Annotated in this window: 21 protein-coding genes, 1 tRNA gene and 1 other RNA gene; 12 read left to right on the top strand and 11 right to left on the bottom strand. The window is 63.2% G+C overall.

From position 1 onward, the window contains the following. Nucleotides 1-330: 330 nt before the first annotated feature. Complete coding sequence (locus tag BKN05_RS09445; RefSeq protein ID WP_286688514.1) at nucleotides 331-1,779, bottom strand: hypothetical protein; 1,449 nt, start codon at nucleotides 1,777-1,779, stop codon at nucleotides 331-333. Between the two features lie 86 nt (nucleotides 1,780-1,865). On the opposite strand from BKN05_RS09445, the gene BKN05_RS09450 reads away from it, so the two are divergent. Beyond that, the gene (locus BKN05_RS09450) at nucleotides 1,866-2,462 is read left to right on the top strand and encodes a hypothetical protein (protein ID WP_286688515.1); all 597 of its coding nucleotides are present in this window, start codon (nucleotides 1,866-1,868) and stop codon (nucleotides 2,460-2,462) included. 94 nt (nucleotides 2,463-2,556) lie between these two features. Here the strand turns inward: BKN05_RS09450 and BKN05_RS09455 are convergent, their stop codons facing one another. Beyond that, nucleotides 2,557-4,107, bottom strand: coding sequence for a catalase (locus BKN05_RS09455; RefSeq protein WP_049378043.1), 1,551 nt, complete (start codon nucleotides 4,105-4,107; stop codon nucleotides 2,557-2,559). An 82-nt stretch (nucleotides 4,108-4,189) separates the two neighbouring features. Here BKN05_RS09455 and BKN05_RS09460 point away from each other — a divergent pair, with 82 nt between their 5' ends. Together BKN05_RS09460 and BKN05_RS09465 are read left to right on the top strand one after the other, a co-directional pair. Next, complete coding sequence (locus BKN05_RS09460) at nucleotides 4,190-4,756, top strand: RNA polymerase sigma factor (RefSeq protein ID WP_269953769.1); 567 nt, start codon at nucleotides 4,190-4,192, stop codon at nucleotides 4,754-4,756. Between the two features lie 284 nt (nucleotides 4,757-5,040). Continuing rightward, nucleotides 5,041-6,423 carry a YkvI family membrane protein gene (locus BKN05_RS09465; protein WP_198492385.1) on the top strand — a complete coding sequence of 461 codons (1,383 nt, stop codon included), beginning with the start codon at nucleotides 5,041-5,043 and terminating at the stop codon, nucleotides 6,421-6,423. 110 nt (nucleotides 6,424-6,533) lie between these two features. Here BKN05_RS09465 and BKN05_RS09470 read toward each other — a convergent pair whose 3' ends face one another. Next, complete coding sequence (locus BKN05_RS09470; RefSeq protein WP_049378040.1) at nucleotides 6,534-7,565, bottom strand: aspartate-semialdehyde dehydrogenase; 1,032 nt, start codon at nucleotides 7,563-7,565, stop codon at nucleotides 6,534-6,536. Between the two features lie 34 nt (nucleotides 7,566-7,599). Next, nucleotides 7,600-8,865, bottom strand: a complete 1,266-nt coding sequence (locus BKN05_RS09475; protein ID WP_005323151.1) for an aspartate kinase — start codon at nucleotides 8,863-8,865, stop codon at nucleotides 7,600-7,602. Between the two features lie 228 nt (nucleotides 8,866-9,093). On the opposite strand from BKN05_RS09475, the gene BKN05_RS09480 reads away from it, so the two are divergent. Continuing rightward, complete coding sequence (locus tag BKN05_RS09480; protein ID WP_005323152.1) at nucleotides 9,094-9,972, top strand: DMT family transporter; 879 nt, start codon at nucleotides 9,094-9,096, stop codon at nucleotides 9,970-9,972. Here BKN05_RS09480 and BKN05_RS09485 read toward each other — a convergent pair. Next, nucleotides 9,969-11,096, bottom strand: coding sequence for a mannosyltransferase family protein (locus tag BKN05_RS09485; RefSeq protein WP_286688516.1), 1,128 nt, complete (start codon nucleotides 11,094-11,096; stop codon nucleotides 9,969-9,971). The genes BKN05_RS09480 and BKN05_RS09485 overlap by 4 nt on opposite strands. Nucleotides 11,097-11,315: 219 nt before the next feature. On the opposite strand from BKN05_RS09485, the gene leuA reads away from it, so the two are divergent. The 7 genes from leuA to BKN05_RS09520 all read left to right on the top strand — a co-directional run bounded on the left by leuA (nucleotide 11,316) and on the right by BKN05_RS09520 (nucleotide 20,878). Then, the gene (leuA, locus tag BKN05_RS09490; RefSeq protein ID WP_286688517.1) at nucleotides 11,316-13,133 is read left to right on the top strand and encodes a 2-isopropylmalate synthase; all 1,818 of its coding nucleotides are present in this window, start codon (nucleotides 11,316-11,318) and stop codon (nucleotides 13,131-13,133) included. A gap of 57 nt (nucleotides 13,134-13,190) precedes the next feature. Then, nucleotides 13,191-13,967, top strand: a complete 777-nt coding sequence (locus BKN05_RS09495; protein WP_286688518.1) for a hypothetical protein — start codon at nucleotides 13,191-13,193, stop codon at nucleotides 13,965-13,967. A gap of 138 nt (nucleotides 13,968-14,105) precedes the next feature. Beyond that, complete coding sequence (locus BKN05_RS09500; protein WP_286688519.1) at nucleotides 14,106-16,163, top strand: hypothetical protein; 2,058 nt, start codon at nucleotides 14,106-14,108, stop codon at nucleotides 16,161-16,163. Nucleotides 16,164-16,214: 51 nt separating this feature from the next. Beyond that, nucleotides 16,215-17,663, top strand: a complete 1,449-nt coding sequence (locus BKN05_RS09505) for a DNA polymerase III subunit epsilon (protein ID WP_286688520.1) — start codon at nucleotides 16,215-16,217, stop codon at nucleotides 17,661-17,663. Nucleotides 17,664-17,690: 27 nt separating this feature from the next. Next, on the top strand, nucleotides 17,691-18,968 hold the full coding sequence (locus tag BKN05_RS09510) for a Mur ligase family protein (RefSeq protein ID WP_198492384.1): 1,278 nt from the start codon (nucleotides 17,691-17,693) through the stop codon (nucleotides 18,966-18,968). Next, the gene (locus BKN05_RS09515; RefSeq protein WP_286688521.1) at nucleotides 18,961-19,734 is read left to right on the top strand and encodes a type 1 glutamine amidotransferase; all 774 of its coding nucleotides are present in this window, start codon (nucleotides 18,961-18,963) and stop codon (nucleotides 19,732-19,734) included. The genes BKN05_RS09510 and BKN05_RS09515 overlap by 8 nt, the downstream gene beginning before the upstream one ends. A gap of 109 nt (nucleotides 19,735-19,843) precedes the next feature. After that, nucleotides 19,844-20,878, top strand: coding sequence for an HNH endonuclease signature motif containing protein (locus BKN05_RS09520; protein WP_286688522.1), 1,035 nt, complete (start codon nucleotides 19,844-19,846; stop codon nucleotides 20,876-20,878). A gap of 61 nt (nucleotides 20,879-20,939) precedes the next feature. On the opposite strand, the gene recR is transcribed toward BKN05_RS09520, so the two are convergent. From recR to ffs, 6 genes are all read right to left on the bottom strand, one after another. Next, on the bottom strand, nucleotides 20,940-21,596 hold the full coding sequence (gene recR, locus BKN05_RS09525; protein ID WP_005323161.1) for a recombination mediator RecR: 657 nt from the start codon (nucleotides 21,594-21,596) through the stop codon (nucleotides 20,940-20,942). Between the two features lie 72 nt (nucleotides 21,597-21,668). Next, a complete protein-coding gene (locus BKN05_RS09530; protein WP_005327377.1) occupies nucleotides 21,669-22,037 on the bottom strand; it encodes a YbaB/EbfC family nucleoid-associated protein in 369 nt (122 codons plus the stop codon). Between the two features lie 62 nt (nucleotides 22,038-22,099). Further along, on the bottom strand, nucleotides 22,100-24,457 hold the full coding sequence (locus tag BKN05_RS09535) for a DNA polymerase III subunit gamma and tau (RefSeq protein ID WP_286688523.1): 2,358 nt from the start codon (nucleotides 24,455-24,457) through the stop codon (nucleotides 22,100-22,102). 18 nt (nucleotides 24,458-24,475) lie between these two features. Further along, a complete protein-coding gene (locus tag BKN05_RS09540; RefSeq protein WP_225746097.1) occupies nucleotides 24,476-25,057 on the bottom strand; it encodes a suppressor of fused domain protein in 582 nt (193 codons plus the stop codon). Beyond that, entirely contained in the window at nucleotides 25,020-26,291 is a 1,272-nt protein-coding gene (locus tag BKN05_RS09545; RefSeq protein ID WP_198492380.1) for an aspartate aminotransferase type Ic, read from the bottom strand. The genes BKN05_RS09540 and BKN05_RS09545 overlap by 38 nt, the downstream gene beginning before the upstream one ends. Nucleotides 26,292-26,350: 59 nt before the next feature. Beyond that, an RNA gene (ffs, locus tag BKN05_RS09550) (signal recognition particle sRNA small type) lies at nucleotides 26,351-26,449 on the bottom strand. A gap of 179 nt (nucleotides 26,450-26,628) precedes the next feature. Between ffs and BKN05_RS09555 the strand changes: the two genes are divergently transcribed. Then, nucleotides 26,629-26,717, top strand: a tRNA-Ser gene (locus tag BKN05_RS09555). Nucleotides 26,718-26,875: the final 158 nt, after the last annotated feature.

A 26,875-nucleotide genomic window follows, 5' to 3' on the forward strand; every position in this document is an offset into this window, starting at 1 on the left:
AATACGCAAAGGCCACGTGCCCTAAACCACGCAGTCCACCAACACAAAATGTCGTTTACCCCGACACGCCGGAAAACAACACATCTTGTCGTTTAACCCAAAAATTGCAGCTAGGCACCCCACATATGGGAAACGACGCGGTGCCCCTACAGCGCCGCGTCGTCCCTATTCCCTATCACTCACAACGGATTGGAGAAACCGTTCGCCTACCCCCTAAGTAGGCTTTGTGAGCAAGACCAACTGTAGCACTCGCTCAATACAAACGGTAACGGACACCAAAATTCCCAGTTTCCACCAATGTTTTTTATTGTTAGGTCTGCTTTTTCAGACCTAATTAAGCAGAGTTTTAGTTTTTGCTGTGGACAAGGCCCACCATTTTGCACTTAACCCAACGAGAGTGACAGCCAGCAATACCGCAATTCCGGCCCACAGGACGGCTTGTTCACCTTCGTTACCTGCCACCGTGACGGCCGCGGTAGTCCAGTTCAGTGGCAAAAGATTAGAAACGACCTGCCATACCTTAGAAACACCGGCAATTGCCGCAGATTTCCACAGCCACCCCACCAGCGCGGTCTGGCCGATGACAAAGAGCGCCGCGAGGATGCTGCCGGCGGTAATACCGCATAGCCCGAGTAGGGCGCGGGTGATGGCCGTCATGGACAGCGCCCCCAGAAGGAGCGCCGCGCCGGCCCAAACCGCCGCCACAGGGGTAAATCCGGTGGCAAGCACAAAAAGGAGGATTTCCCCGATGGCAACCGCCGCCAGCGTGCCGCCGAGGACCGTCAGCCATGGGCGGAGCCCCACCTGCCAGGCCACACCGGCCGCCGCACCTGCGAGCAGAACCAAGGCGGAGACTAACATCGCCACGATGGGGCTGAGCAGATGTGTAGGTCCGTCGGTCGCGGTATGCGCCGGCGGCAGGGCACGCTGAATTTCACCCACATTGGTCTGGTTTTGGGCTGCCATGGTGGAGAGCTTGCCGGCGCCTTCGTCAAGCTTGTCCACGCCCTCCTGCGCCTCACCAACGCGCTTGTTGAGCTCCGCGATGCCCTCGTTAAGCTCCTGCGCACCGGATACGGCTTGGTTCACGCCATCGTGATAAGCATAGCCGTTGACCGCCAACTGATTGGATAGATCGCGCGAGCCGTCCTTGAGCTTCTTGAGCTGATCGGTCACCGAATTATCCAGGCGGAAATTATTCACCTGCGCGCGGAGATCGCCCAGCTGCGAGCGAATTTCCTTCGCTTCCTTAGATTTATTTCCCTCCAGGTCGCGCATCGTGCCATCGATTGCCTGCAGAATCTGCCCCTGGACAGCACCAAGGCCCACCACTTGGTCCACGGCACCGCCGACACCATTGGCCAGCTCCGTTGCACCGCCACCGAGCGTATTGGTTCCAGACTGCAGCTGATTGAGGCCGGCTACCAGTTCTTGGGAGCCCGTCGCCAGCTTGTCGACGCCCCCTCCGAGATCATCCGCCCCCTTGTTCAGCTCCCCCGTGCCGTCATCAAGCTGCGTGGCACCCGACTTCAACATGCTCGCCTGGGCTTGCGCGCGGCTGGCCGCCTCGGCGGCTTCCTTCACCTCTGGGGAGGCGGAATTTTCCCGCGGTGCACCAAACGGCTGCGCGGCGCTAGACCAGGCATGGGCGGGTTCCCACTGTGCAAGGCCCGCCACCGCAGTACCAATAATGAGCGGCAGGGCGAGCAGGAGGATCAAGAGGACGCTGCGCCACCGGGAGGGGGACGCAGCGTCTGGGGAAGCAAGGCGTGAGGTCATGATAATGAACCTATCCTTGCAGGTCACTCCCCTGTTGCAGGCGCGCCGAGCACCCCCGCAATGTCCGTTCCTCTACGATATATGGCATGTCCCACAATTATTCCCTGGCCCCCTCCCGCTACCTCGCCGCTGCGGCCATCGCGCCACTGTGTTTCAGCCTTGTTGCCTGCTCCAACGACGCCGATACGTCCGCAGAACCAGAGTTCTCCGACGCCACCGCCGCAAGCTCCTCGGCCACGGAGACCTCGTCCGAAGAAACCACGAGCGATCCCGCGACCTCGGAAGCCGCAGACACCACCACCGCGACCGCGGAGGCCGAGCCGACCTCTGCGGCCGCAGCTCCCACCGAGAACACCGCGGAATCCGCCAACGAAGAGAGTGAAGCCCCAGCCGCCGCACCCGCCGATACCGGCCGCGGCGATTGCTCCCCAGAAGCGCTACAGTCCGCAGCTCCCACCATGACCAATATCCGAGTCAATAACTGTGATGGCCAGTGGGCCCACTTTGGCAAAGACAGCACGGACTGGACGGCTTGGGCGCGCTACGAGGGCGGCCAGTGGGTAGCCATTGAATCCATCGGCGAGACAACCTCGGGCCTAGCCGCCCCGTGCTACGACGTGGATAAGTGGGCCGCCGAGGGCGCTCCTGCCTTTGTTACGGAAAAGATGCGCCGCTGCGACTAGCCGCACAGCAAGAAACCGCCCCCGTACCGCGCAGTAGTTATGCAACTCGGTACGGGGGCGGCGTCGTTAGCGCACAGGCCCTGCCGGGGAAGGGCTACTTCTTCTCGGCGTAGACCTCGCGCACGCGCTGGCCCAGTGCTGGGTGCACGTTGGTCCAGTATTCGTAGACGCGTTCTTCGGTCTCCTCGGATACACCGGCCATCGCGTTGGTGATATTGGTGACCAGGCGCTCCTTGGCGGCATCATCGTAGACATTCTCGTACAGGTCGCGAGCCTGGACAAAGTCGTCGTCCTCAGCGTGACGAACATACGGCGCACGCACCAAGTCGCTGCCGTAGGACTCCGGATTGATGTAGAGCTCCGCCGCGGTGGTGGTCTCGAGCTGGGAGCGGTCGTTTACGGCGGCGTCATCAAGCACGCCCGTACCCTTCTCATAGCGGTTGGGCGAGTAGACCGGATCCTCCGGAGCATTGAAGTGGTACTGCATGCTGCCCTCGTGCTGGTAGGTATTGACCTCGTCCACGTTCTGCGGCTGGTTGACCGGCAGCTGCTGGTAATTCGGGCCAATGCGGTAACGCTGCTGGTCAGCGTAAGCAAATACGCGAGCCTGCAGCATCTTATCCGGAGACAGGCCAACGCCAGGCACGATATTGGACGGGTCGAGCGCCACCTGCTCAATCTGCGCGAAGAAGTTGCGCGGGTTGCGGTTGAGCACAAAGTAGCCCACATCGTGCAGCGGATAGTCCTTCTTGGACCACACCTTGGTCAGGTCGAAGGGGTTAAAGCGGTAATTCTCCGCCTCATCCAGCGGCATGATCTGCACCTTGACGTCCCAGATGGGGTAGTTGCCCTCTTCGATAGCGTTGTAGAGATCCTCGCGGTGGCAATCCGGGTTCTGGCCGGCGGTGGTAGTGGCCTCTTCATCGGTGAAGTTCTCTACGCCCTGGCGGGTCTTGAAGTGGTACTTCACCCAGAAGGCCTCGCCCTGTTCATTAACCCACTGGAAGGTGTGGGAACCATAGCCATTCTGGTGGCGGGTGGACTTCGGGGTACCGCGATCGCCCATGAGGTAGGTGACCTGGTGGGCGGATTCTGGGTTGCGGGTCCAAAAATCCCACTGCATATCGGCATCGCGCAGGCCATTGGTGCCCAGGCGCTTCTGGGAGTGAATGAAGTCTGGGAACTTCAGACCATCGCGGACAAAGAAGACCGGGGTGTTATTGCCCACGATGTCGAGATTGCCATCTTCGGTATAAAAGCGCAGAGCAAAGCCGTGCACATCGCGCCAAGTGTCCGGAGACCCCTGCTCGCCGGCGACGGTAGAAAAACGGCCCATCATCGGGGTAACGGTGCCCTTTTGGAAGACCTTAGCCTTGGTATATGCAGAAACGTCTTCAGTAATGTGCAGCTCACCAAAGGCACCGTGACCCTTAGCGTGCGGCGTCCGCTCCGGCACGCGCTCGCGGTTGAAGTGCGCGAGCTTTTCAATGAGGTGGATATCATTGAGCGCCACCGGGCCCTGCTGGCCAGCGGTTACCGAGGTGTTCTCGGACGGCACCGGCTGGCCCGAGGGGCGGGTGGTATTTCCCTTGCCAGCGGGGCGCTGGCCCTTATTCAGGATGTCATCAGCGGTGAAATCAGTCATTTATGCCTCCTGGCAATTCGGGGTCAGTTCACTCCAGTGTGGCAAAACTTTGCACGGTTGTCAGGGCTCGCAAAAGAGCGTAATGGGGGCTGGTAGATTCATTCAGGTGACTCACCACTCCGCAGCAGACGACGCCCGCGTCACCGACCTCGCCCTTCGGGCCGGTCGCGGCGACCGCGCGGCGCTGACGGAGTTTATCAAAGCCACCCAGGATGATGTGTGGCGCTTGCTGGCGCACCTGGGCGGACCCGAGGGTGCTGACGATCTCACCCAGGAGACCTATCTGCGTGTCATCAGCGCCCTGCCGCGTTTCGCCGCCCGTTCCTCCGCGCGCACGTGGCTGCTCTCTCTGGCCCGGCGCGTGTGGGTGGATAATATTCGCCACGATATGGCCCGGCCGCGAAAGTCTGCCACGGAGTACGAGGATGCGATGGGCGCGGCGCCGGAAGAATCCGCGGCGTGGAGCGAGTGGATCGACGCCCGTACGCTTATCGACGCCCTCCCGGCCGACCGCCGCGAAGCCCTCATTCTTACCCAGGTACTGGGCTATACCTATGAGGAGGCGGCCAAGATTGCCGGCGTGCGCGTGGGCACCATCCGCTCCCGCGTGGCTCGTGCCCGCAAGGATCTCATCGCGGGGACAGGTTAATACCCCCAAATAGTCCCCTGTGATTGCGAAGTTAATTTCACTCCCAAATTGTTACGCTCTGGTTACCTTTCGCCCCACGGGTCCCAAAATTTGGCACTTAGCTGCACTTTGCGTGCTACGGCCGGGGTGAACGAGACCACAGTTGCGGCGATTCTTGCCCGAAATATCTGTCCGATGTGTGGTTTATTAGATGTGTACACACGTGATAAATCGACCGTCGATCCGGGCCCGCGCGATACCAATGCCGGGCCCGGCGCGTGTGAGTAAGAGAGTTTCTCCCTTTCATGTTAAAACGCGCAATCGGAATTTCCATGGCGTTTATCGGCGTCGTCGTGGGCGCAGGCTTCGCCTCCGGCCAGGAGGCCATGCAGTACTTCGTGGCCTTTGGTAACTGGGGCCTGTGGGGCATCGCCCTAGCCGCTGGTTTGATGATGATCACCGGCATCTCTATCCTGCAGCTCGGCTCGTACTTCCAAGCCGAGGAGCACACCGCTGTCTACGACAAGGTCGCATCGCCATTTACCGCCAAGATCTTGGACTGGTCTACCCTGGTGACCTTGTTCGCCATCGGATTCGTCATGTTTGCCGGTGGCGGTTCGAATATCAATCAGCAGTTCCCGTCCATCCCCGTGTGGGTGGGCGCCACCGCCATGCTGATTTTGGTGCTGATCGTCGGCCTGATGGATGTCGACCGCGTAACCGCAGTCATCGGCACCATCACCCCATTCATCATCATTTTCGTGGTGATTGCCACCGGCTATACCATCTTGAATGCAGACGTTGATTTCTCTGCCATGAATGACTGGGCTGTCAACAATGTTGATACCTCGCTGCCTAACTGGTGGCTAGCCGCACTGAACTACACCGGTCTGAACGTGATGACGGCAGTATCCATGTCCATCGTTATTGGCGGTAACTTCCTAGATAACCGTGCAGTCGGCATCGGTGGCCTCATTGGCGGCCTGCTCTACCTAATCCTGTTGGCACTTTTGGTCTTCGCCCTGTTCTTCGAGGCTAAGGACGTCAACGGCCAGGATCTGCCGGTCCTGAGCCTGATTTCCGGCATCCACCCGGTACTTGGCGTGCTGATGACCTTTGTCATTTACGGCATGGTCTTTAATACCGCCATCGGCATGTTCTACGCGCTGGGCAAGCGCTTGACCCGCAATAACCCCAAGCGCTTCTACCCGGTTTATGCCGGCGCCTGCATCATCGGCTTCATCTTGTCTTTCGTGGGCTTCCAGGCCTTGGTCAGCAACGTCTACCCGATCCTGGGCTACCTCGGACTGCTGATGATCGTGGTGATGGTCTTCAACCGCATCAAGAACGGCAGCAAGCTCTCAGATGAGTCCGACCGCCGCATGCGCGCACACGAGCTGGTGTCCCGCCGCCTGGACCCGCGCAAGCGATTTACCAAGAAGAACGAGCGCGAGCTGCGCAAGCTGGCTGCAGCATCCAATATGGAAACCACCGAGTTTGTCACCAATATCGCAGAAGAGATCCACGAGGAGCTCGAAAATGATGATGCTATTGAGTATGACCGCGAAGATCCGGAGCCGTCCGTGACCTACGTGCAGCACACCAAGCCGGAGGTTCCGTCGTCCACTAGCGACCTCGACTTTGGCAAGAAGGGCACTGGCAGCGCCAAGCCGGTTTCTGAGGACTAGCTCCCTCGCCCACTGCTGATAAGCCAAAAGCTCGGCGCCCTCCTTCCCTTGCTATGGGGAGAGGAGGGCGCCGAGCTTTCTAGTACGTCTGGCGGCGAAGCGGCGCTTGCTTAAACGAGCAGCTCTGCAATCTGAATAGTGTTGAGAGCAGCACCCTTGCGCAGGTTATCGCCGGCGACAACGAGCACGAGACCCTTGTTATCGTCCACCGTTTGGTCTTGGCGAATGCGGCCGACCAAGGACTCGTCGATGCCGGTGGCGGCGAGCGGAGTAGGGACGTCGGCAAGCGTAACGCCCGGAGCGCCACCCAAAAGCTCGGTGGCCTGCTCTGGGGTGATGGGCTTATCGAACTCGGCGTGAATGGTCAGGGTGTGGCCGGTGAAGACCGGGATGCGCACGCAGGTACCCGCCACCTTCAGCTCCGGAATGTCCAGGATCTTGCGGGATTCGTTGCGCAGCTTTTGTTCCTCGTCGGTCTCCAGGGAGCCATCATCAACGAGGTTTCCAGCCATCGGCAGAGCGTTATAGGCGATAGGTGCCACGTACGGGCCAAAGTCTTCGTCATTAAGCGCGGAGCCGTCGTGGACCAAGCCCACATTGTGATCACCGACGGAATAGACCTGCGCGGCCAGCGTCTGCACGCCGGCCAGACCGGAGCCAGACACCGCCTGGTAGGAGGACACGTGGAGCTTATTCAGGCCAGCGGCATCGTGGAGGACCTTCAACACTGGCATGGCAGCCATGGTGGTGCAGTTCGGGTTCGCGATGATGCCCTTCGGGGTGTTCTTGGCTGCCTCGGGGTTGACCTCGGAAACGATGAGGGGAACCTCTGGGTCCTTGCGGTAGGCCGAGGAATTATCCACCACGGTCGCGCCGGCCGCGGCGAATACCGGCGCCCACTGCTTAGAGGTGGAGCCGCCGGCAGAGAATAAGGCGATATCAACGTCTGCAACGGATTGCTCGGTGACCTCAGCGAGGTCTTCTACGGTAATCTGCTCGCCGCGGAATTCCAGCTCGGTGCCGGCGGAGCGAGACGAGGCGAAAAAGCGCACTTTATCCGCCGGGAAATTGCGTTCTTCCAAGATGGAGCGCATAACGCGGCCGACCTGGCCGGTAGCGCCTACGACTGCAACAGTGGTCATGACTTAAAAATCCTCTGTAGTTGATTTTGAGTATTTAACGTCCGGTTCCAGCATAAACCGTGGCTTCTTCTTCACCGCCAAGCTGGAACTTATCGTGCAGCGCACGAGCTGCCTTATCCAGGTCGGCCTCGCGGGTGAGCACGGAGATGCGGATTTCGGAGGTGGAGATAAGCTCCATATTGACATCGACATCGCGCAGGGCCTCGGTAAACTCGGCGGTCACGCCCGGGTGGGACTTCATGCCGGCGCCGACGAGGGAGACCTTGCCCACCTGGTCGTCGTAAAGCACATTGGCCCAGCCGCCCTCGGACTTCAGCTTGGTCAACAGCTCCATGGCGCGTGGGCCGTCGGCACGCGGGCAGGTGAAGGTGATATCGGTGGTGCCATCCTCCAGGGAGGAGACATTTTGCAAGACCATGTCAATATTGATCTCTGCATCGGCAATGACACGGAAAACCTTCGCTGCCTCCCCGGGGCGGTCCGGGATTCCAAGGACGGTGACCTTTGCCTCGGACTTATCGGTTGCTACACCAGTTAGCACTGCTTCTTCCACAGGAATATCCTCCATCGATCCGGTCACTAGAGTGCCGGGGTCATTTGAATAAGACGAGCGAACTCGCAAGGGTACATTGAACGCGCGGGCATACTCCACACTGCGCAGAACCAAAATCTTGGAACCTACCGCGGCCATCTCCAGCATCTCCTCGAAGGAGAGCTTGTCTAGCTTCTGCGCGTCCGGGACGATGCGCGGGTCTGCGGTATATACGCCATCGACATCGGAATAAATCTCGCACACGTCCGCATTCAGCGCGGCTGCTAGCGCCACCGCGGTGGTATCGGAACCGCCGCGGCCCAGCGTGGTGACATCGCGCGATTCCTTATTAACTCCCTGGAATCCGGCGACGATGCAGATCTTGCCCTCATCCAGTGCTTCAGTCAGACGGCCCGGAGTGACGTCCACGATGCGGGCATTGCCATGGCGCTCGGTGGTGAGCACGCCGGCTTGGGAACCGGTAAAGGACTGGGCATGGGCACCCAAGGATTCCACGGCCATGGCCACCAGCGCATTGGAAATGCGCTCGCCCGCGGTCAGGAGCATGTCCATTTCGCGCCGTGGTGGCACGGGGTTGACCTGGGCGGCAAGGTCGAGCAGCTCATCGGTGGTATCGCCCATGGCGGAGCACACCACAACAACGTCGTTGCCCTGCTTCTTGGTGGCCACGATGCGCTCCGCAACGGCGCGAATGCGGTCTGCGGATTCGAGGGATGAGCCGCCATATTTTTGCACGATCAGGGCCACGGTAAGGATGCCGCCTTTCGTCTTTTAAGGCATCCCTGGGGTGCGCGTCCGCACACCGCCAGAAATACCTGTCAGTCATTAGTCAAAGACCCATGCTACCCCGCAGGGGTCTAGTCCTCATCATAATTCCTAGACAATGCTTGCTTTTTATTCACACGCCCCGAGTGTAAAGCGCGCCATGCGCCAGCCAACCCCCATAGTGAAAACGCGCGCCCTGCAGCGGAGAATATGCATATAACAGGAATCTTTACTACCGTTGAGCGGGTGTTAAGCAACCTTCTCGCCATCTTTTTCGCGCTCGCATCCGCGCTGACGGTTGCTTGGGGCACGGTCATCCGCCACCGCATTGCTCTCGACGCCGATGATTCGGTCATGCGCGCCGCCATGTCTAATCCCTTGTGGTGGGTGGGCACCGCGGCCGCGATTGGCGCCTATGGCCTGCAGGTTATCGCGCTCGGCTTCGGCACCTTGCTGGTCGTCCAGCCCATCTTGGTGCTGTCCTTAATGTTTACCCTGCCGCTATCGGCGTGGTACTCCGGCCGCAAGATGCCCTTCCACGAAGTTTTCTGGTCCATTGCGCTGACCATCGCGGTGGGCATCATGGTCATCTACGGCCGACCGGTTGCCGGCAATCCCCGCCCAGAATGGAGCGATTGGTGGCCGGCGCTCCTCGTGGGGTTGGCCACCCTCGCAATCCTCGGCGCAGCGGCCGCAAAGCTACCAGATCAGCGCCCCTTGGCATTGGGCACGGCCTGCGGCGTTATTTATGGCTTCGTCGCCCTGCTCTCGAAGGCCGTGGTGGATATTTTCACCCACGAAGGGCTCACCACCCTATTGGCGAGCTGGCAGTTCTACGGTCTCATCGGCCTCGCACTCACGGGCACGGTAGTCCAGCAATATTCCTTCAACGCCGGCCCCCTGGCTCATTCTCTGCCGGCCATGACCATCTTTGAGCCCATCGTGGCCTTTGGTTTGGGTTACATGGTGCTGGGAGAGAAATTCCTCATCGATACGGCCGTCGGTTGGGCAATTATGCTCATCGCCCTGACCGTCATGGTGCTATCCACCATCGTGCTCTCCCGCAGCCCGGTGAGCCAGCGCGGCTAGATGGCCCACTCAAATACGCCGAGCATATAGGCCGAAAACCACGCGCCGAACAGGGCCCAGGCAATAACCGCCACGCTTGCCGAAGCCCCCTTTTTCACCCACGGCAACAACACGATCACTGCCGGCAGGAGCAGCCGGGGCCGCGAGTGCATGATGCCATCAGAAAGCAGCACATTGACCATGAGGACGGCGGAAAATAACCAGGCCGCCAGCGGAAGGCGGCGCCACGCTAACACCAGGCATACCGGAGCAGCGATCATTACGCCGGCGCTGAGCAAGTAGCCGCCATTGGTGGCTCCAGTGAGCGTCTCCCATAGCCAGATAACCGTAGCTTTGCCGCCATCAAAGCCGGAATTCCAATGTTCCTTCTGAATGCCAAAGTAACCGCCAACCTCTTTTAAGTGGCTGCTCGACCACCACAAATAGCCCACCAGCGGCACGACGGAAAACGCCACCGCGGCCCAGGCTCGCCAGTCCTTTCGGGCCCGCAGCAGCACCATAAGCCCAAAGACCGCAACGAGGTCCACCGCGGTAAGGCGCACGAGCCCGGCCACAAAGATATACGCCGCGGCGGCCCACCAGCGCTCGCCCACCAGCGCCACTACCGCCCAGATGGCCAGCGCCCCAAAGAGCGCCTCGGTATACGGCATGGAAAACACGATGGACATCGGTGCGCTGGTTACCACTACAGCGCTGAGCACTTGGGCCCACTTGCCCATGCCCATCTGCGCGGCCAAGGCCATCACACCGGCGGCCAGCGCGATGCTAAAGAGCACGTTAAGCGCAATAGCGGTGCCGGCCTCGCCGGTTCCCAGGATGCCGCTTATCGCACGCACGAGGAAAGGAAAGCCCGGAAAGAAGGCCATGGTCGTCTCGTGGACCGGCCCATCCGTAGAGATATCCGCACCGAAGTACCCGCCGCGGGCAATTTCTACGTAGTGCTTGGCGTCCCACTTATTAAGCAATCCCCAGAGCTTATCGTCCTGCGCGGCGGCCACCGTCGCGAGCATGCCTACGCGCACCGCGGCTCCGATGAGCGCAACGAGCGCGGCAGGCGCCCACAAGGAGCGCAGTAAGGATGGCGAGTTAGGTACGGCATGGCGGGTTGTAGACACGAAAAGCATAGTACCGCACCGCCACCGCGTCTCATTGAATGAAATTTCTTGTCACATAGTGAGAGAGCCTGTAGTGTGACCGATATGACACAGCGGATTGACCTACTCCTTATCTGCCGCGGCGGGATTTCGGCCTAAGTACTGGCCAGCGCCCCGTCGCGGAGTCCGGCTACCCAAGCCCAGCTGGCCGTCTCCCACAGACACCACAGACAAGGAAACCGCACCACCATGCCCCCCACTGACTCTTTTATCAGCGCCCCTCGCGATATCACCACCCCTAACGGACCACGCCGCGAAGGCCAGCCCGCGTGGAATAAGCAGCGCGGCTCGGCCATGCCCCACGAGCGCTACCAGCCCTTCGCCGTCGAGGTGGAAGACATCGACCTGCCGGACCGCACGTGGCCCAGTAAGAAAATCATGCACGCCCCACAGTGGTGCGCGGTGGATCTGCGCGATGGCAACCAAGCGCTGATTGATCCCATGAGCCCAGAGCGCAAGCACCGCATGTTCGACCTGCTGGTCAAGATGGGCTACAAGGAAATCGAGGTCGGCTTCCCGTCCGCCTCCCAAACGGATTTCAACTTCGTCCGCGAAATCATCGAGGGCAATAAGATTCCCGATGACGTCACCATCCAGGTACTAGTCCAGGCCCGCGAGCACCTGATCCGCCGCACCTTTGAGGCCTGCGAGGGCGCCAAGAACGTCATCGTGCACTTCTATAACTCCACCTCGAAGCTGCAGCGCCATGTGGTCTTCCGCAAGGACAAGCCCGCCATTAAGAAGCTGGCTACCGACGCCGCCGCACTCATCAAATCCATCGCCGCGGACTACCCAGACACCACGTGGCGCTGGGAGTACTCCCCCGAATCCTTCACCGGCACCGAGCTGGACTTTGCCCGCGAGGTCTGCGATGAGGTCGTGGACATCATGGACCCCTCCCCTGATAACCCAGTGATCATCAACCTGCCCTCCACCGTGGAGATGATCTCACCCAATGTCTACGCCGATTCCATCGAGTGGATGCACCGCAACCTGGCCCGCCGCGAAGACATCGTGCTCTCCCTGCACCCGCACAATGACCGCGGCGAGGGAATCGCCGCCGCCGAGCTGGGCTTTATGGCCGGCGCGGACCGCATCGAAGGCTGCCTGTTTGGCAACGGCGAGCGCACCGGCAACGTCGATCTCGTCACTTTGGGCCTGAACATGCTCACCCAGGGCGTGGACCCACAGATCGATTTTTCCGATCTGCCGCAGATTCGCGAGACCGTTGAATACTGCAACCAGCTGCGCGTGCCAGAGCGCCACCCCTACGGCGGCGAGTTGGTCTTTACCGCCTTTTCCGGTTCCCACCAAGACGCCATCAACAAGGGCTTGGATGCGCTGGCGGCCACCATCCGCCCCGGCGCGAACAATACCGAGGTCTCGTGGGAAGAACTGCGCGAGGCCACCTGGGAGGTTCCCTACCTGCCCATCGATCCCAAAGACTTGGGCCGCAACTACCAGGCGGTCATCCGCGTCAACTCCCAGTCCGGCAAGAGCGGCGTTGCCTACATCATGAAGACCGACCACGGCATCAATATGCCGCGCGCCATGCAAGCAGAATTTTCCACCGTGGTACAAGAAATCACCGACTCCGAGGGCGGCGAGGTCAATTCCAAGAATATGTGGGACATCTTCGCCACCGAATTCCTGGACCGCGAGACCCCGCTGGCCGTGGAGGCCTTCCACATGGACAACTCCCCGGCCTCTGACGGTGACGTCGCCGTGACCGCCACGGTGGCCTTCCGCGGGGAAAAGTCCACCATCTCCGGCACCGGCAACGGCCCCATCGCGGCGTATGCCAACGCGCTGGAATCCCTGGGCATCGACTTCGAGGTTATGGAATACTCCCAGCAGTCCCGCTCCGCCGGTGACGACGCCGAGGCCGCCTGCTATATCGCTGCCGACGTCAACCAGAGCAAGGTGTGGGGCGCCGGTATCGCCGGCTCCACCACGCGGGCTTCCATTAACGCGATTAACTCCGCCGTCAACCGCGCCCTAGCCTGAGCCCAGTCGCCGGTGCTACACACCAGTGCCGCGCCCCGGCGTGGTAGAAGGGTGGGTATGCCTTCTTCTACCTACCTCATTCCGCACCGCGGCTTGGGCGCCGTGCAGGCCCTGCCCATCTATGGTGCGCAGACGAAGGAAAACCAAGAGTTCACCGTCACCCTGGCGCCCCGTCAGGACGGTGGCTTGGAGGTGCGCACCGACTCCCCCATCGGGCACATCACCAGTGCCGACCGCGCCGAGTATCCCGAAATAGATCTACTATTTCGCGCCGGGCTCACCCCTGCAGCCACCGCCGCGCCGCAGCCCGATGGCTCACTGTCACTGCTGCTGCCCCGGCCGGGCCTTTGCCTGCCGGCGAATAATCCGCCAGCGGGCCCGTGGACAATGCTGGGCTATGCCCCGCCCATCAATATCACCGATCTCCCCGCAGATCTGGATATTCCCGCCCAGGCCCGCATGCACGTGTTGGTGACGCTCTCACCCAGCACCACCGGTTCCGGCACCGATGCCTACCTGGGCCCGCGGTGGCTGGGGCGGTTGGAAGGGGTGGACATCGCCAAGCAGGGCATAACCCTAGCCCACGCCTACCATGCGCCGCGCAGCACCGGCCGGGTACTCAGTATCTATGCGGGTGCGCCGCTGCCGGATTCGAAGGAAGCCTCGCTTGCCGACGCCACCCCTACCTCCCCCGCCGCCACCGAAACCTTCGAAACCACGAGCTTCCGCGCCATAAGCATCGATGACTCCGCACCACACCGCCAGTGGTGGCCTGCCCTCATTGCCCTACTGGTAATTGCAGCGCTTATCGCCGTACTTATTTTTATTCTGTAGAAACTTTTCTGTAGAAACTTTTGGGGCAGGATAACACCCCTTTCTCGCCGGGTTGGGAAACCGGGTTGGGAAACTGGAAATCGCCCCTAGCGGTGCTTAAGATACGAAGTAACTACTGTTTCTCTTGGAAAGGCCCCAATGACTTCGCTGGATTCCGCCACCTACGTGGTCCCTGACCACGGTTTTGGCGTGATCCATAATCTGCCCGTCGGGGATGTTTCGCCAGAAGTTTTCAGCGAATTGCTCGAGTCCACCGCCGCGGAAGGCGGTTATTTCTCCGCGGAACTCGGTCCCCGCACCGCCCAGGAAGGCTTCGCGGTTCGGATCGATGACTCGCTTGTGGGTCACCTCAGCGCCGCCGACTCCCAGGCCTATGCCCTCTTTGACTGGATTCTCAGCGCCGGCCTGCACCCGCACGCCACCGCCCATGTGAGCATGACGGACGCCTCCGGCGAAGAATGGCCCACGCTCAACCTGCTCCTGCCGGCACCGCACCTGTGCATCCCCGCCAATAACCCGCCGGCGCAGCGCTGGACCATGCTGCCCGGCGAGACCACCGCCACGATGACGGAGTTTTCCAAGGACGTCACCGGCTTTCCGCAAACCGACGAGCACTACCTCGTTACTTTGCGCACCCGTGGTTTCCTGCGTCAAAAAGCCGTTGATGTGTATGTCAATAGCACCTTCTTAGGCTCCCTCCCGCGAGACGCCGCCCGCGAGATTGCCCCCGCCGTACTCGACTGCACCAAATCTGGCCGCCTGGCCATTGCCCACGGCTACTTCCACTACAACGCCGATGACCGTCCCGCGCTGACCATCTACGCGCACAACGCCGCCAATAAGCACCACGCCGGCCTAGTCTTAGGCATTGTCGCCGGTGGCGCCGCCATCATGTCCGCGGCCACCGCAGCCCGCGCACAGGCCGCACCCGCTGTTCCCGGCGGCACTACTGCCGGCGCCACTACCGCCGGCGCTTCCGCAACCAGCGGTTTCAGCGTCACCTCTGCTGCCGGTGCTGTTGGTGCTTCCGGTGCTGTGACCTCGAACCTGCTGGCCGCAGCCGGCGTCGCCGTGCTCGTTGGTGGCGGTGCCACCGTGGCCACCAACCTGCTGAGCGACGACGAAGCCCTTTCGGACTCCAACGCGCCTTCCACCGCGCCCGCTCCGGAAGGCAACCATTCTTCCCACTTCGACGGCAATGGCCCCAAGCGCCCCGCGCACCCCGCCACGCCGCGCATCCACGATGCCGGCCCCACCAGCGATACCTCGCCCCAGCCCCCGCTTGCCGACGCCCCCTCCTCTCCAACACCGCACCACCACACCTACCCTTCGCAGACCACGAAAAAGCCCAGCGCGACGCACTCTCCTCACGCTGACCATTCCCAGACCCACGCCCCTGCCTCCGACAACCGACGTGGCCACCACAGCGAACCCCGCGACAGCCACCACGGCGACAATTCCCACGCGATTTCTCGCGCCGCCTCCGCCGCCGCTGCTGCCGCCGGTGCCGCAGCCGACAACGTCGACTCAGCCCGAACCTCAGCCCCGGCCCCGGCACCGTCTCGGACCACGCCTGCCTCGACGCCATCCTCCAGCTCTGCACTCGCACCCCAGGTAGCGGCCAAGGCGTCGACCGCAACCTCCTCGTCCTCCCAGTCTGCAGAGCCTTCCCAGACCACCGAGTCCACGAAGAGCACGACATCTGCGGAGCCGTCCTCTGCGGCATCCTCGCCTGCCGAGCCGTCCGATCTGCCGACCTCAAGCACGTCTACCTCGGAAAAGACAACTTCCGAGAAAACGACGGCTGAAACCACCACCGCAGCCTCGACGGAAAAGCAGACCACAGAGCCTTCCAGCTCCGCCACCAGTTCTGCTACGAGCGAGCCAACGTCTGAGCCGACCCAGGCTGCAGACCCGTCTACGCCTACCTCTGCGTCCTCTACGTCCACTTCGGCACAGCCCGAGCCCGAATCTTCAAAGCCTGCGTCCTCGGAACCAAAGCCCTCGGAGTCAACCGCGCCTACGACGACGTCTCCGTTGCTGACCTCGGAGTCCGAGCCTGAGCCGGCGCCGGATACCACTATCCCAGGTTCCGAGCTCGAGCCAACGCCAGAGCCGGAGGAACCCGGGCGGCCTGAGGAGCCCGAGGAGCCAACGACTCCGCCGAAGGTCATTGTCATCGTCGCCGAAAATTAAGCGGCGCGCCCTGTCCCCCTGCACGAAATGCGGGATACTACACTGAGTTTAATGAACAACACACCTGGCCCCTCCCCGCAGCACACGCCGGCGTCGGTCCCAGCGCCGTCGCCCGCGACGGTGGCTTCGCGCCACGCGGCCAGGTCCACAACGCCCAAACCGGGCGCAGAACAGCGACGCACTCGGCCGCGCCGCGCGGTGCGACCGTCCGGCGAACCGGATGCCGCAAAGCCCAAGCCAAAACCGAAGCCGAAGCCGCACCCACCTGCCCGTCACGAGCGGCCTGCCACGCCGGAAGCGGCTAACAAGAAGCCGCAGCAGCCGCAGCAGGCCGACTCGTCCACCGATGCAGCCGACTACCCCTACGTAGCGCTCACCCTGCAGACCACCGGCATCCATCCCAGCACTGGACGCATCGTGACTATCGACGCCATTGCTTTCAACGACGCCGGCGAACAAGGCCAGCTCTTCCACACCGTCCTCAAGCCCGATATCGACGCCGGGCCGCGTCACCTCCACGGGCTGAGCACCACCGATATTGAGCAGGCGCCAGCTTTTGGCAAGATCCTTAAATCGCTAGACAAGCTTATCGACGGCCGCACGCTCATCGTCCACGATCTCCCCTATACCTGGGGCTTTCTCGTCGCCGAGGCCCGCCGCGCCATGATGGCCGCCGCGCGCCAAAACCGGGCGCGCAACCGCGGCCGCAATAAGGGCCGCCGGCGCCGCCAAAAGGTCGGGCACGTCCCCACGCCCGTCCGCATCATCGATACCTTGGCCACCTCCTACGCGCAGCAAGTGCGGGCAAATGATGTGCGGCTGGGGGGCGTCGCCAAGCAGAGCGGCCTAGACTCCACGCCGCAGGCCTCGGTGGAGCGAGCCGCCCGCCCCGAGACGGAAACTTCGCGCGAGGACACCGAGCTGCTCATCGCGCTCTACCGCAAGCAAGAAGGCGGCACGGTGCGCAGCTATGCGCCTGAGGACGTGCGCGCCGATCGCTTCGGCCTGCAACGCTCCCACGTGCGCGTCGACGCCGCCGAGGCCCCCGTCCAGCACCACAACCCCGGCAAATACGAACCGGGCAAGGAGCTGCGCCGCGGCATGGAAATCGTGGTCGCACCGGAAATCCTCGAGGACCCAGACACCATCATCGCCGCGCTCATGCGCGAAGAGCTCAACTATTCCGAGAAGCTTACCCGCGAGTCCTCGCTGGTGGTCTGCAATGTCACCACGGACTTGGTGGGCAAACCCATGCACGCCCACCGCAAGGGCATCCCGCTGATGTCGGACGCCGCGTTTCTTGACGCCCTCACGCGCATCGAAGACGCCGAGCCCGAACCTGAATCCACTAAACCAGCGCCGCGGGCCCACCGCTCGTCTCAGAACAACAAAAAGGGCGGCGGCAAGAACCAGAAGCGTCGCCGGCGCCGCGGCGGCCGCGGTGGTCGTGGCAGAGGCCGCCGAAATTCTGGCGGCTCGGCGGGGAAAAAGAACGACTAGGCCGCCCGCCCGACTACCCTAGGGGACATGAGTTTTAGAGTCCCAGGTGCGTTAAAGAAGTTGCGCACCACCACCGCCACTACCGCCGCGAAGCTGGCCACCACCGCTTCCCGCGCCACCGGCCGTGGCGCCGGCGGAATGATCGGTGGTCTAATCGCCAATGCCATTGACCCTTCCATCATGACCAACCTGGGCGGTGGGCGCCCAGCTGTGCTGGTTACCGGCACCAACGGCAAGTCCACCACCACTCGTATGTTGGCCGCCGCGGTTCGCGCCGAGCACACCGTAGCCACCAACGACGGCGGCGATAACATGGACGCCGGCATCATCTCCGCGCTCATGGCCGGCAAAGACGCCTCCCACCTCGTGCTCGAGGTGGACGAGCTCCACGTGCCCCACGTGGCCGATAGCCTCAACCCGCAGGTTCTGGTTCTGCTTAATCTCACCCGCGACCAGCTGGACCGCGTGGGCGAAATCAACAAGATTGAGCGCGCGCTGCGCGGCGCCGTGGAGGCCCACCCAGACATGCTCGTCATCGCCAACTGCGACGACGTGCTCATGACCTCCGTGGCCTACGACGCTAAGAATGTCATTTGGGTCTCGGCCGGCGCCGGCTGGCTCGGCGATTCCGTCACCTGCCCGCGTACCGGCGGGCACGTCGTGCGCACCGAGGATGACTGGTATGCCGTTAAGCCGCTTGCCGACGGCCGCGAATTCCGCCGGCCGCAGCCTACCTGGGGCGTCGATAAGCATGGCATTATCACCCCCACCGCCAAGCGCCCGCTGAACCTGGCGCTGCCCGGCCGCGCCAATCGTGGCAACGCCGCCCAGGCCATCGCCGCGGCCGTAGCCGGCTTCGGTGTGGACCTAGATAAGGCCATTGCGGCCGCCGAGGGCATCGACGATGTCGCCGGCCGCTACTCCACTATCCACTGGAAGGGCCGCGAAATTCGCCTGCTGCTGGCCAAGAACCCGGCCGGCTGGCAAGAAGCGCTATCCATGGTGGACCGCAGCGCCGATGGCCTGGTCATCGCCACCAATGGCCAGGTGGCCGATGGCATCGACATGTCCTGGCTCTGGGACGTGAAATTCGAAGGCTTCAATGGCTTAAGCGTCAAGGCCGCCGGCGAGCGCGGCACCGACCTGGCCGTGCGCCTGGTTTACGCCGATATCTCCCACGAGCTCATCCCGAACCCGATGGACGCGCTCGCCGCCTGCCCGGAGGGCCGCATCGAGGTCCTCGCCAACTACACCGCCTTCCGCGATTTGAAGAAGGCGCTTTCCAAGGAGGCCACCAATGCTTAATATCGGCCTAGTGCTTCCCGACGTCCTCGGTACCTACGGCGACGACGGCAACGCCCTCGTCCTGCGCCAGCGCGCCCGCATGCGCGGCTTCGAGGCGGAGATTCACCCCATCCGCTTGGGCGAGCCCGTGCCCGAAACACTGGATATCTACACCCTCGGCGGCGGCGAAGATACCGCGCAGATCCTGGCCGCAGACCACCTGATTTCTGATGGCGGCCTCACCCGCGCCGCTAACGCCGGCCGCCCCGTCTTTGCCATTTGCGCCGGCCTGCAAGTCCTCGGCGAATCCTTCCGCGCCTCCGGCCGCATTATCGACGGCGTCGGGCTGCTCGACGCCACCACGGCCGGCATGCAGGACCGCGCCATCGGCGAGGTGGCCTCCGAGCCCACCCGCGCCGGAGTCACCGCGGACCTCACCGAACCGCTGACCGGCTTTGAAAACCACCTGGGTGCCACCATCCTCGGCCCCTCCGCGCAGCCGCTCGGCACGCTCACCCGCGGCAATGGCAATGCCGACCAGACCGCCACCGCCGATCTCAGCGACGGCTCCGCCCAGCGCACCTACGAAGGCGCCGTCCAAGGCAGCGTCATCGCCACCTATATGCACGGCCCGGCGCTGGCCCGAAACCCGCAGCTGGCCGATCTCCTCCTCTCCCAAGCGATGGGCGTGGCCCTCGCGGACCTCGAGCCGATTGAGATCCCGGCCGTGGACCGCCTGCGCGTCGAACGTTTCAACGCCTCTGAGCCCCCGCGCTCCCAAAGATAGGCCAAAACCTGTGGATAACTTCGCCCAGCAGCCCCAGAAACCCCGAGTTATCCACAGGCTCGGCCGCCTGCCCTTGTAGCCGCCTGCCCCCGCCCATAGGCTGCGGGGCATGACGTTATTGGAGCAGCTGGGCGACATCGCTAAGCGCGGCGTGGACCTTCTCGAAGAGGCCCACGCCGCCTCCAGCCTGCCCCTGCCCGCGGATCAAGCGCGCACCGTGCGCCGCACCGCCGCGGCCTTCCTCTCTCCCACCAGCCACTCGCGCTACCAATCCCGCGCCCTGGCCGCCGCGCGCCGCAACCAACACAGCCTGGAGACCCTCGCGCTCATCGCCCGCCGCTCGCGCGGCATTTCTGACCCCACCAAGCGCTGGCAATTTCGCGAGAAGCTATGCGCTACCGCCGGAACCACCGCGCAGGTCTCGCGCGCGGCGACTCGGCTGCTGCGCGAAATCAACCCGCCGCCCGAGCGCGAAGACGGCGGCCGCCGCATCATGCACGGCGAGAAAACCACCCTGAGTTTCACCGGCCCCGCCGCGCAGATGGCCGATATTTGGGCCGCCGCCAAATCCGACCCGCTGGCCTGGCTCACCGGTTCCCGCGCCGCCGCGCCCGCGACCGTGACCACCAATGTCATCATCGAGCTGCCGGATTACCTGAAAATCCTGGCCGGCGACGGTGACGACGTCCGCCTCGCCCTCACCAACGGCGCTACCATCACCGGCACCGAACTCGTCCGCCGCACCCTTGCCGGCGCCGGCCTTTTCACGCTCATCCACCCCGAGCGCGGCCCCGTCAACCTCTACCGCACCCGGCAGGCCTCCCCTAAACAGCGTCGCATGCTCGAGGCTGAAGGCGCCCGCTGCGCCTGGCCCGCTTGCCGACGCCCCGCCGCCGAATGCCAAGCCCACCACCTCATCGAATACTCCCGCGGCGGCCTCACCCACCCCGAAAACATGGCCTTGCTCTGCCCGTATCACAACTCCATCAACGGTCTGCCGGGTCGCGGACGGATGGCGCGCGTCAACGGCCGAATCGCCTGGCTCCCGCCCACCAGCGCGGTTGACGGGAAGGCGAGCAGAGCACACGGGCCGCCGGTGTTCACCGGCCGCGCACGAAACGGTCCCACGGCCGCCGTGCCCTAACCCGCGCTCACCCGCGCACGCCCGTGCACGCACGCGTGCCACTGGCTGGGGCGCCAACGTGCTAAATGGTCAGGCGGCCAGAAAGCGCACGCGACAAGGTGAGCTCGTCCACGAACTCCAAATCGCCTCCGAGCGGCATGCCGGAGGCCAATCTGGTGATCTTCAAATCAGGGAAGTCACGCAGCAACCGCACCAGGTATGCGGCGGTGGCCTCGCCCTCGGTATTGGGGTCGGTGGCGAGAATGACTTCGTGGATGGTGGGGGTGGCGTCGTAAAGCGGGGCTTCAGGGGTGGAATCCGCCAGCTCGCGGTCTGGCAGCACGCCACCCAGGCGCTGCAGCAGCGTGGAAATATTCAAATCGCGCGGGCCTACATTCGCCAGCGGGTCCAGCGCGCCACCCAAGACGTGGTAGCGGCCCTCATACTCGCCGGTGCGCTCGATGACCTGGATATCCTTCGGCTCCTCGACCACGCATATGGTCGAGGCGTCGCGCTGCGAATTAATACAGATGCGGCAGACATCCTCGCGGGATATATTGCAGCAGATGCGGCAAAAGGTCACGCCATCGCGCACCGCGCCCAGCGCGTTTTGTAGCCGCTCGATGTCCTCGGGCTCCATGTGCAAAACGTGAAACGCGATGCGCTGCGCCGACTTCGGGCCGATGCCCGGCAGGCGCGAAAACTCGTCGATGAGGTCTTGCAGAGGTCCTTCAAACATCAATTACTCCCAAAATCAGCAAAAGGCCGCGGCCCCAACGCGGGGCAACGGCCTTTTATCGTATCGCGCGGGCTACTGGTTGCCGCCGAAGACATCCTCAAAAGACGGGCCGCCCTGGCCGCCCATGCCTTGGGACAGCGGGCCAATCTTCTCCTGTGCCAGGCGGCCGGCCGCAGCATGCGCTTCCTTGAACGCGCCCATGACCAAGTCCTGCAAGGTATCGACGTCCTCTGGGTCCACGACGGACTTATCGATCTGCAGGTCCACGAGCTCGGCGCCGCCGGTCATGGTCACCTTAACCAGGCCATTGCCTGCCTGGCCCTCGACGTTGGTGGCAAGGATTTCTTCCTGCGCCTTCTGCAGATCCGCCTGTACCTGCGCGGCCTGCGCGATGAGGTCGTTCATGTCATTTGCCTGCTGCATTGGGTCTTGGTCAGCCATGTCGATTCCTTTCTAAATCAACTGTAAATTTCGCTACCGCCCGAGTGTACCGTGCTTGCCGGTTAGGCACGCCGCGCGCCCAGCTCGCGCTCCAGCAGCTCCATAGCTACCTCGGTAGCGCTGCGATGATCCATCTCGCCGGTGGACTGTGCAGCCTCCATCATGTCGCGCTCTTCGTCGTCGCGGGTGTAGGCCGGCGGCTCCTCGGGCGGAGCGGCAAAGTCCGGCTCAGGCTCGGGCGGCAGCGGCACGCCATTGCTGAACTGCGATTCATCGCGTTGCTTGGCAGCCTGCGTCGCCCGTGCGATGCGCGAACGCCACCCGGGCATTTCCGGTTTACTCTCCGCCTCCTGGTCGTCGGCAGGCTCGCGCGCCGGCTGATTGGGGGTCCAGGCTTCCTTGCGCTGTGGCGGCCGCGGCGCATCGAAACCGGCGGTCTTCGGGTCGGTACCCACCACGCAGTTGACGGCCACATCGCGCTGGAACTCTTCCTTGAGCACCTCCACGATGACGGCATTATTGGCGGGCGCATTGATGCGCTCGGCCAGCGCGCCGGTGGTATGTCCCAGCGTCAGGGCGCCATCGCGGAAGCCAAGCACGCGGGCTTCGGCCAGCATGATTTCGGCCACCTTATTCCGCTTGCCGACGCTCCCCCTCAACGCCACCCATTTCTCCCTCACGGCCTCCGCGAAGTCGCCGTCCGGTTTGGCTGCCGCCTGCGTTTGCGGGGCAGGTTGCGATGCGGGCTGCGCCGCGGCTTCCGGCGCTGTTTCCTCCGCGCGGGCCGGCACGGGTTTCTCCAGTGGCTCGCGATGCTTCTCCTGAGCTGGCGCTGAGTGCGGTGCCTCGCTCTGCGCCGACTGCGCCGATTGCTGCTCGGGCACCTTTGCCTGCGGGATTTGCCGCTCACGCTGCCACGGGTCCCCAGCCTCTTGCCGCTGCGGTTGCGGCTCTTGGCCCTGAGGCTTCTGCGTGCTTTGCGCCTCGGCGGCGGCCGGCTGCTCGGGTTGCGCCTGCGGCTGCGCATCCGGTTGCGATTCCGGTTGGGACGGGGCCTGCGGCTGCGGCTGGGCGGTCGGTGCAGGGGTTGGAGCAGGAGAAGGGGCAGAAGCCTGCTGTTCCTGGGACTTGGCGCGGCGGCGAGCGATGATGGCAGCAGCGGCGGACTGGGGGTCTTGGGCACCGGCGACGGCAGAGTTGGCCGCGGGAGCACCGCCCGGGGTCGCAGGACCAGCCGGCGCGGGCGAGACCGCGGCAGCGTTGGCAGCAGGAGCGGGGGCGGGGGCGGGAGCCGCTGCGGATGCAGGCGCGGCAGCAGCCGGACCGGTGGACCCGATAAGCAGATGCGCGCACATGATTTCCAGCAGCAGGCGCGGCGAAGTCGCGCCTGTGAGGTCGCTGATGCGGTCGTTGACCGTGGAGGCCAGGTAGGTCAGCTGCGGGCCAGAAAAGCGCTGCGCCTGGGCGGTAAGCACCGAGGCGCGGTCGGTGGGCGCGGAGACGAGGCCGGCGTCGATGGCGCCGGGCACGGCCTGCAGAATCATCAGATCGCGCAAACGGTCGAGCAAATCGACGGCGAAGCGGCGCGGGTCGTGGCCGGCCTCGATGACGTGGTCAACCATCGCGAAGAGGCCGGGTTTGTCTTGGTTGGCGAGGGTTTCGATGGCGTCGTCAAGCAGCGAGACATCGGTGACACCCAAAAGCGGCCGGGCAAGGTCGTAGGTCAGGCCATCGGGCCCGGCGCCGGCCAGCAGCTGGTCCAGCAGAGACAAAGTATCGCGCGGGGAACCGCCGCCCGCCTCAATAACCATGGGATACACGGCGTCCTCGACCTGCACGCCCTCGGACTCGACGGTGCGCTGCAGTAGGCCCTTCATGGCCGGCGGGGTCAGCAGGCGGAAGGGATAGTGGTGGGTACGCGAGCGAATGGTGCCGATGATTTTCTCCGGCTCCGTGGTCGCAAAGATGAAAATGACGTGCTCCGGCGGCTCCTCCACCACCTTGAGCAGCGCGTTAGCGCCGGAGGGCGAAATCATATGCGCCTCGTCAATAATGAAGATGCGGTAGCGCGATTCGGCCGGCGCGTAGTAGGCGCGGTCGCGCAGCTCGCGCATGTCCTCCACGCCGTTGTGCGAGGCGGCGTCGAGCTCCGTCACGTCCAGGTTGCCGGGGCCACCGGGGGCGAGGGAGACGCAGGAATCGCATTTGCCGCACGGCGTCGAGGTCGGCCCGTGCTCGCAGTTGAGCGAGCGGGCCATAATCCGCGCCGAGGAGGTCTTGCCGCAGCCGCGCGGGCCGGAAAAGAGGTAGGCGTGGTTGATGCGCCCTGCATCAAGGGCGGCGGATAGCGGCGTGGTGACCTGCTCTTGGCCCACGACCCCCGCGAACGTTGCTGGACGATATTTCCGGTATAAAGCCACGGTTAGTCAGTTTACCGGCTAACCCTCGCGCGACCAGTCCAGCAGGTCAATGCCCTGCTCGGCCACCGCCGCCTGCAGCTTGCCGACGCCCTCTTCTACCCCAAACGCATATTCCGAATCCGTCAGCATGACCAGCTGCAAGATGAGGGTCAGGCGGCCCTCCTCGCGAAATTGCGGGGTCTGCCCGCCCCACAGGTACGGCGCGATGAACAGGCCGTGGTGCACGGTGACGTCAGGGACGTCGAGGATGGACGGCAGCATCACGCCCGGCTGCGCCGGCAGCAGGCCGTCGGCCTTTTCGAAGGTGTCAGCCGCAGCGTTGATGGCGGCGGCCACCTCGGGCTGCCCGGTGCGCGCCACCGTCAACAGCTCGCAGCGCACGTCGGTGCCGTCGTCCTGGCTCTGCAGGCCGGTGTCGGTGGCGTTGAAGGTGGTGGTGAGGGCGAGCGATTGGGCGTCGGCAAGCGAGGCAAGGCCTAGCCGGCGCTCATCGACGTAGCGGAACTCCAGCGGGGCCGGGATAATCTCGCTCAGCCACAGGGCAGACTCGTCGGCGTTGATGTTAGGCCCCCAGCTTCTCCACGGCGGCAAGCAGCACACAGGTAGCGACGCCGTCCATCGCCGCCTCAACCTCCTCCTGCGGCGGCAGGGTTGGGGCGAGGCGGATATTGCGGTCATTGTCGTCCTGGCCATACGGGAAGGCGGATCCGGCCTGGGTGAGCAGGATGCCGGCATCGCGCGCGAGCTCCCAGACGCGGTTAGCGGTGCCGTCGACGACGTCGAGAGAGATGAAGTAGCCGCCCTTCGGGGTGGTCCACTGCGCCACCTCGTACTCGCCGAGGCGCTTGTCCAAGATGCGCAGCACGGCATCGAACTTGGGCTTAATTAGCGCGGCGTGGCGGCGCATGATCGCGCGCACGCCATCGGCGGAGCCGAAGAACTCGTGGTGCGCCAGCTGGTTGATCTTATTCGGGCCGATGCCGCGGATGCCGGCGTGCTCCAGGTACCACTCGAGGTTATCCTCCGAGGTGCCGAAGAAACCCACGCCCGCGCCCGCGAAGGTGATCTTCGAAGTCGAAGACATGGCCCAGAAGCGGTTCGGGTTGCCTTCTTCCGCGGCGATATCCAGAATCGGCAGGATTTCCGGGAATTCTTCCGTCAAAGTGTGCACGGCGTAGGCGTTATCCCACACGATGCGGAAATCCGGCGCACCGGCCTGCATGCGGGCGAGGCGGCGGGCCTTGTCTTCAGAAATCACGGCGCCGGTGGGGTTAGCGAACATCGGCACTACCCACATGCCCTTGACCGCCGGATCCGCCACCAGCTTTTCGACGGCCTCTACATCCGGCCCGTCCTCTTCCATCGGCACCGTCACCAGCTCGAAACCGAATTGCTCCGTGATAGCAAAGTGGCGGTCATAGCCCGGCACTGGGCAGATCCACTTGAGGTTTTCTTCCTTGCTCCACGGCTGTGCGGAATCATTGGTTCCGAAGAGGAATGCCCAAGAAATCAGGTCAAACATGATGTTCAGCGAGGAGGAGTCTGCAGCTACGAGCAGCTCGGGGTCCATGTTGGTCAGCTCGCCCCAAATATCGCGCAGTTCCTTGATGCCTTTTTGGTTGCCGTAGTTACGCAGGTCGTTTCCGGCCGCGTCGGTGTAGCGCCCCAGCCCCGGCAGGGCGAGCAAGTCATTGGAGAGGTCTAGCTGCGCCTTCGCTGGCTTGCCGCGGGTCAGATCCAATTTCAGACCCTTAGCCTTAAGGTCCTCGTAGTCCTTACGGACCTGGGCGGCGAGCTCCGCGAGCTCGGACGATTCCAAAGTAAGAAGCGACATGCGTATGTCTACCTTCCATGTATAGGGCGACTTTAGCCCCCAATAGTAACGCACGCCATACAAAAAGGGGACCCCGCGTACCCGCCAGAGCCTCCTGACCCTTGCTGCATTCCTGCCCTGGGGGAGTTCAGAGGATGGACGCCACGCGGAATCCTGTCCCATACCTTAGCGCCCGCGCGCCGGTTTAGCCAAATGGGACTCCGACCGCACGGGCCGCCACCGCCCACAGGTACACGGCCCAAGGATCATCCGATACTAAACAGCTTTAGATCGCCGAAAATAGCCCCTGACCTGGCGATTGGTAAAATAATTGCCACGGCTGCTAATGTTTCTTCTCGGAGGATTCGACTAGCGGCCTATGTCACACGCCTGGAACGCGTGCGGGGTTCACGCCCCTCGTGGGTTCAAATCCCACATCCTCCGCCAGAGGAAATCCCGGCTCCTGCTACACAGCACGGAGTCGGGATTTTTGTTGTATACGGGCGCGCGGCGGATTCTAGGGGTCGTTGCAACGATGATGGTTAGTTTGGTTTGATGCTACCGGTTTGTGTGAGGGCGTTGGTCATGACTTCGGCTGGGGTGCG

The organism is Corynebacterium sp. S5S1, from assembly GCF_001913985.1.
Taxonomy (GTDB): domain Bacteria; phylum Actinomycetota; class Actinomycetes; order Mycobacteriales; family Mycobacteriaceae; genus Corynebacterium; species Corynebacterium marquesiae.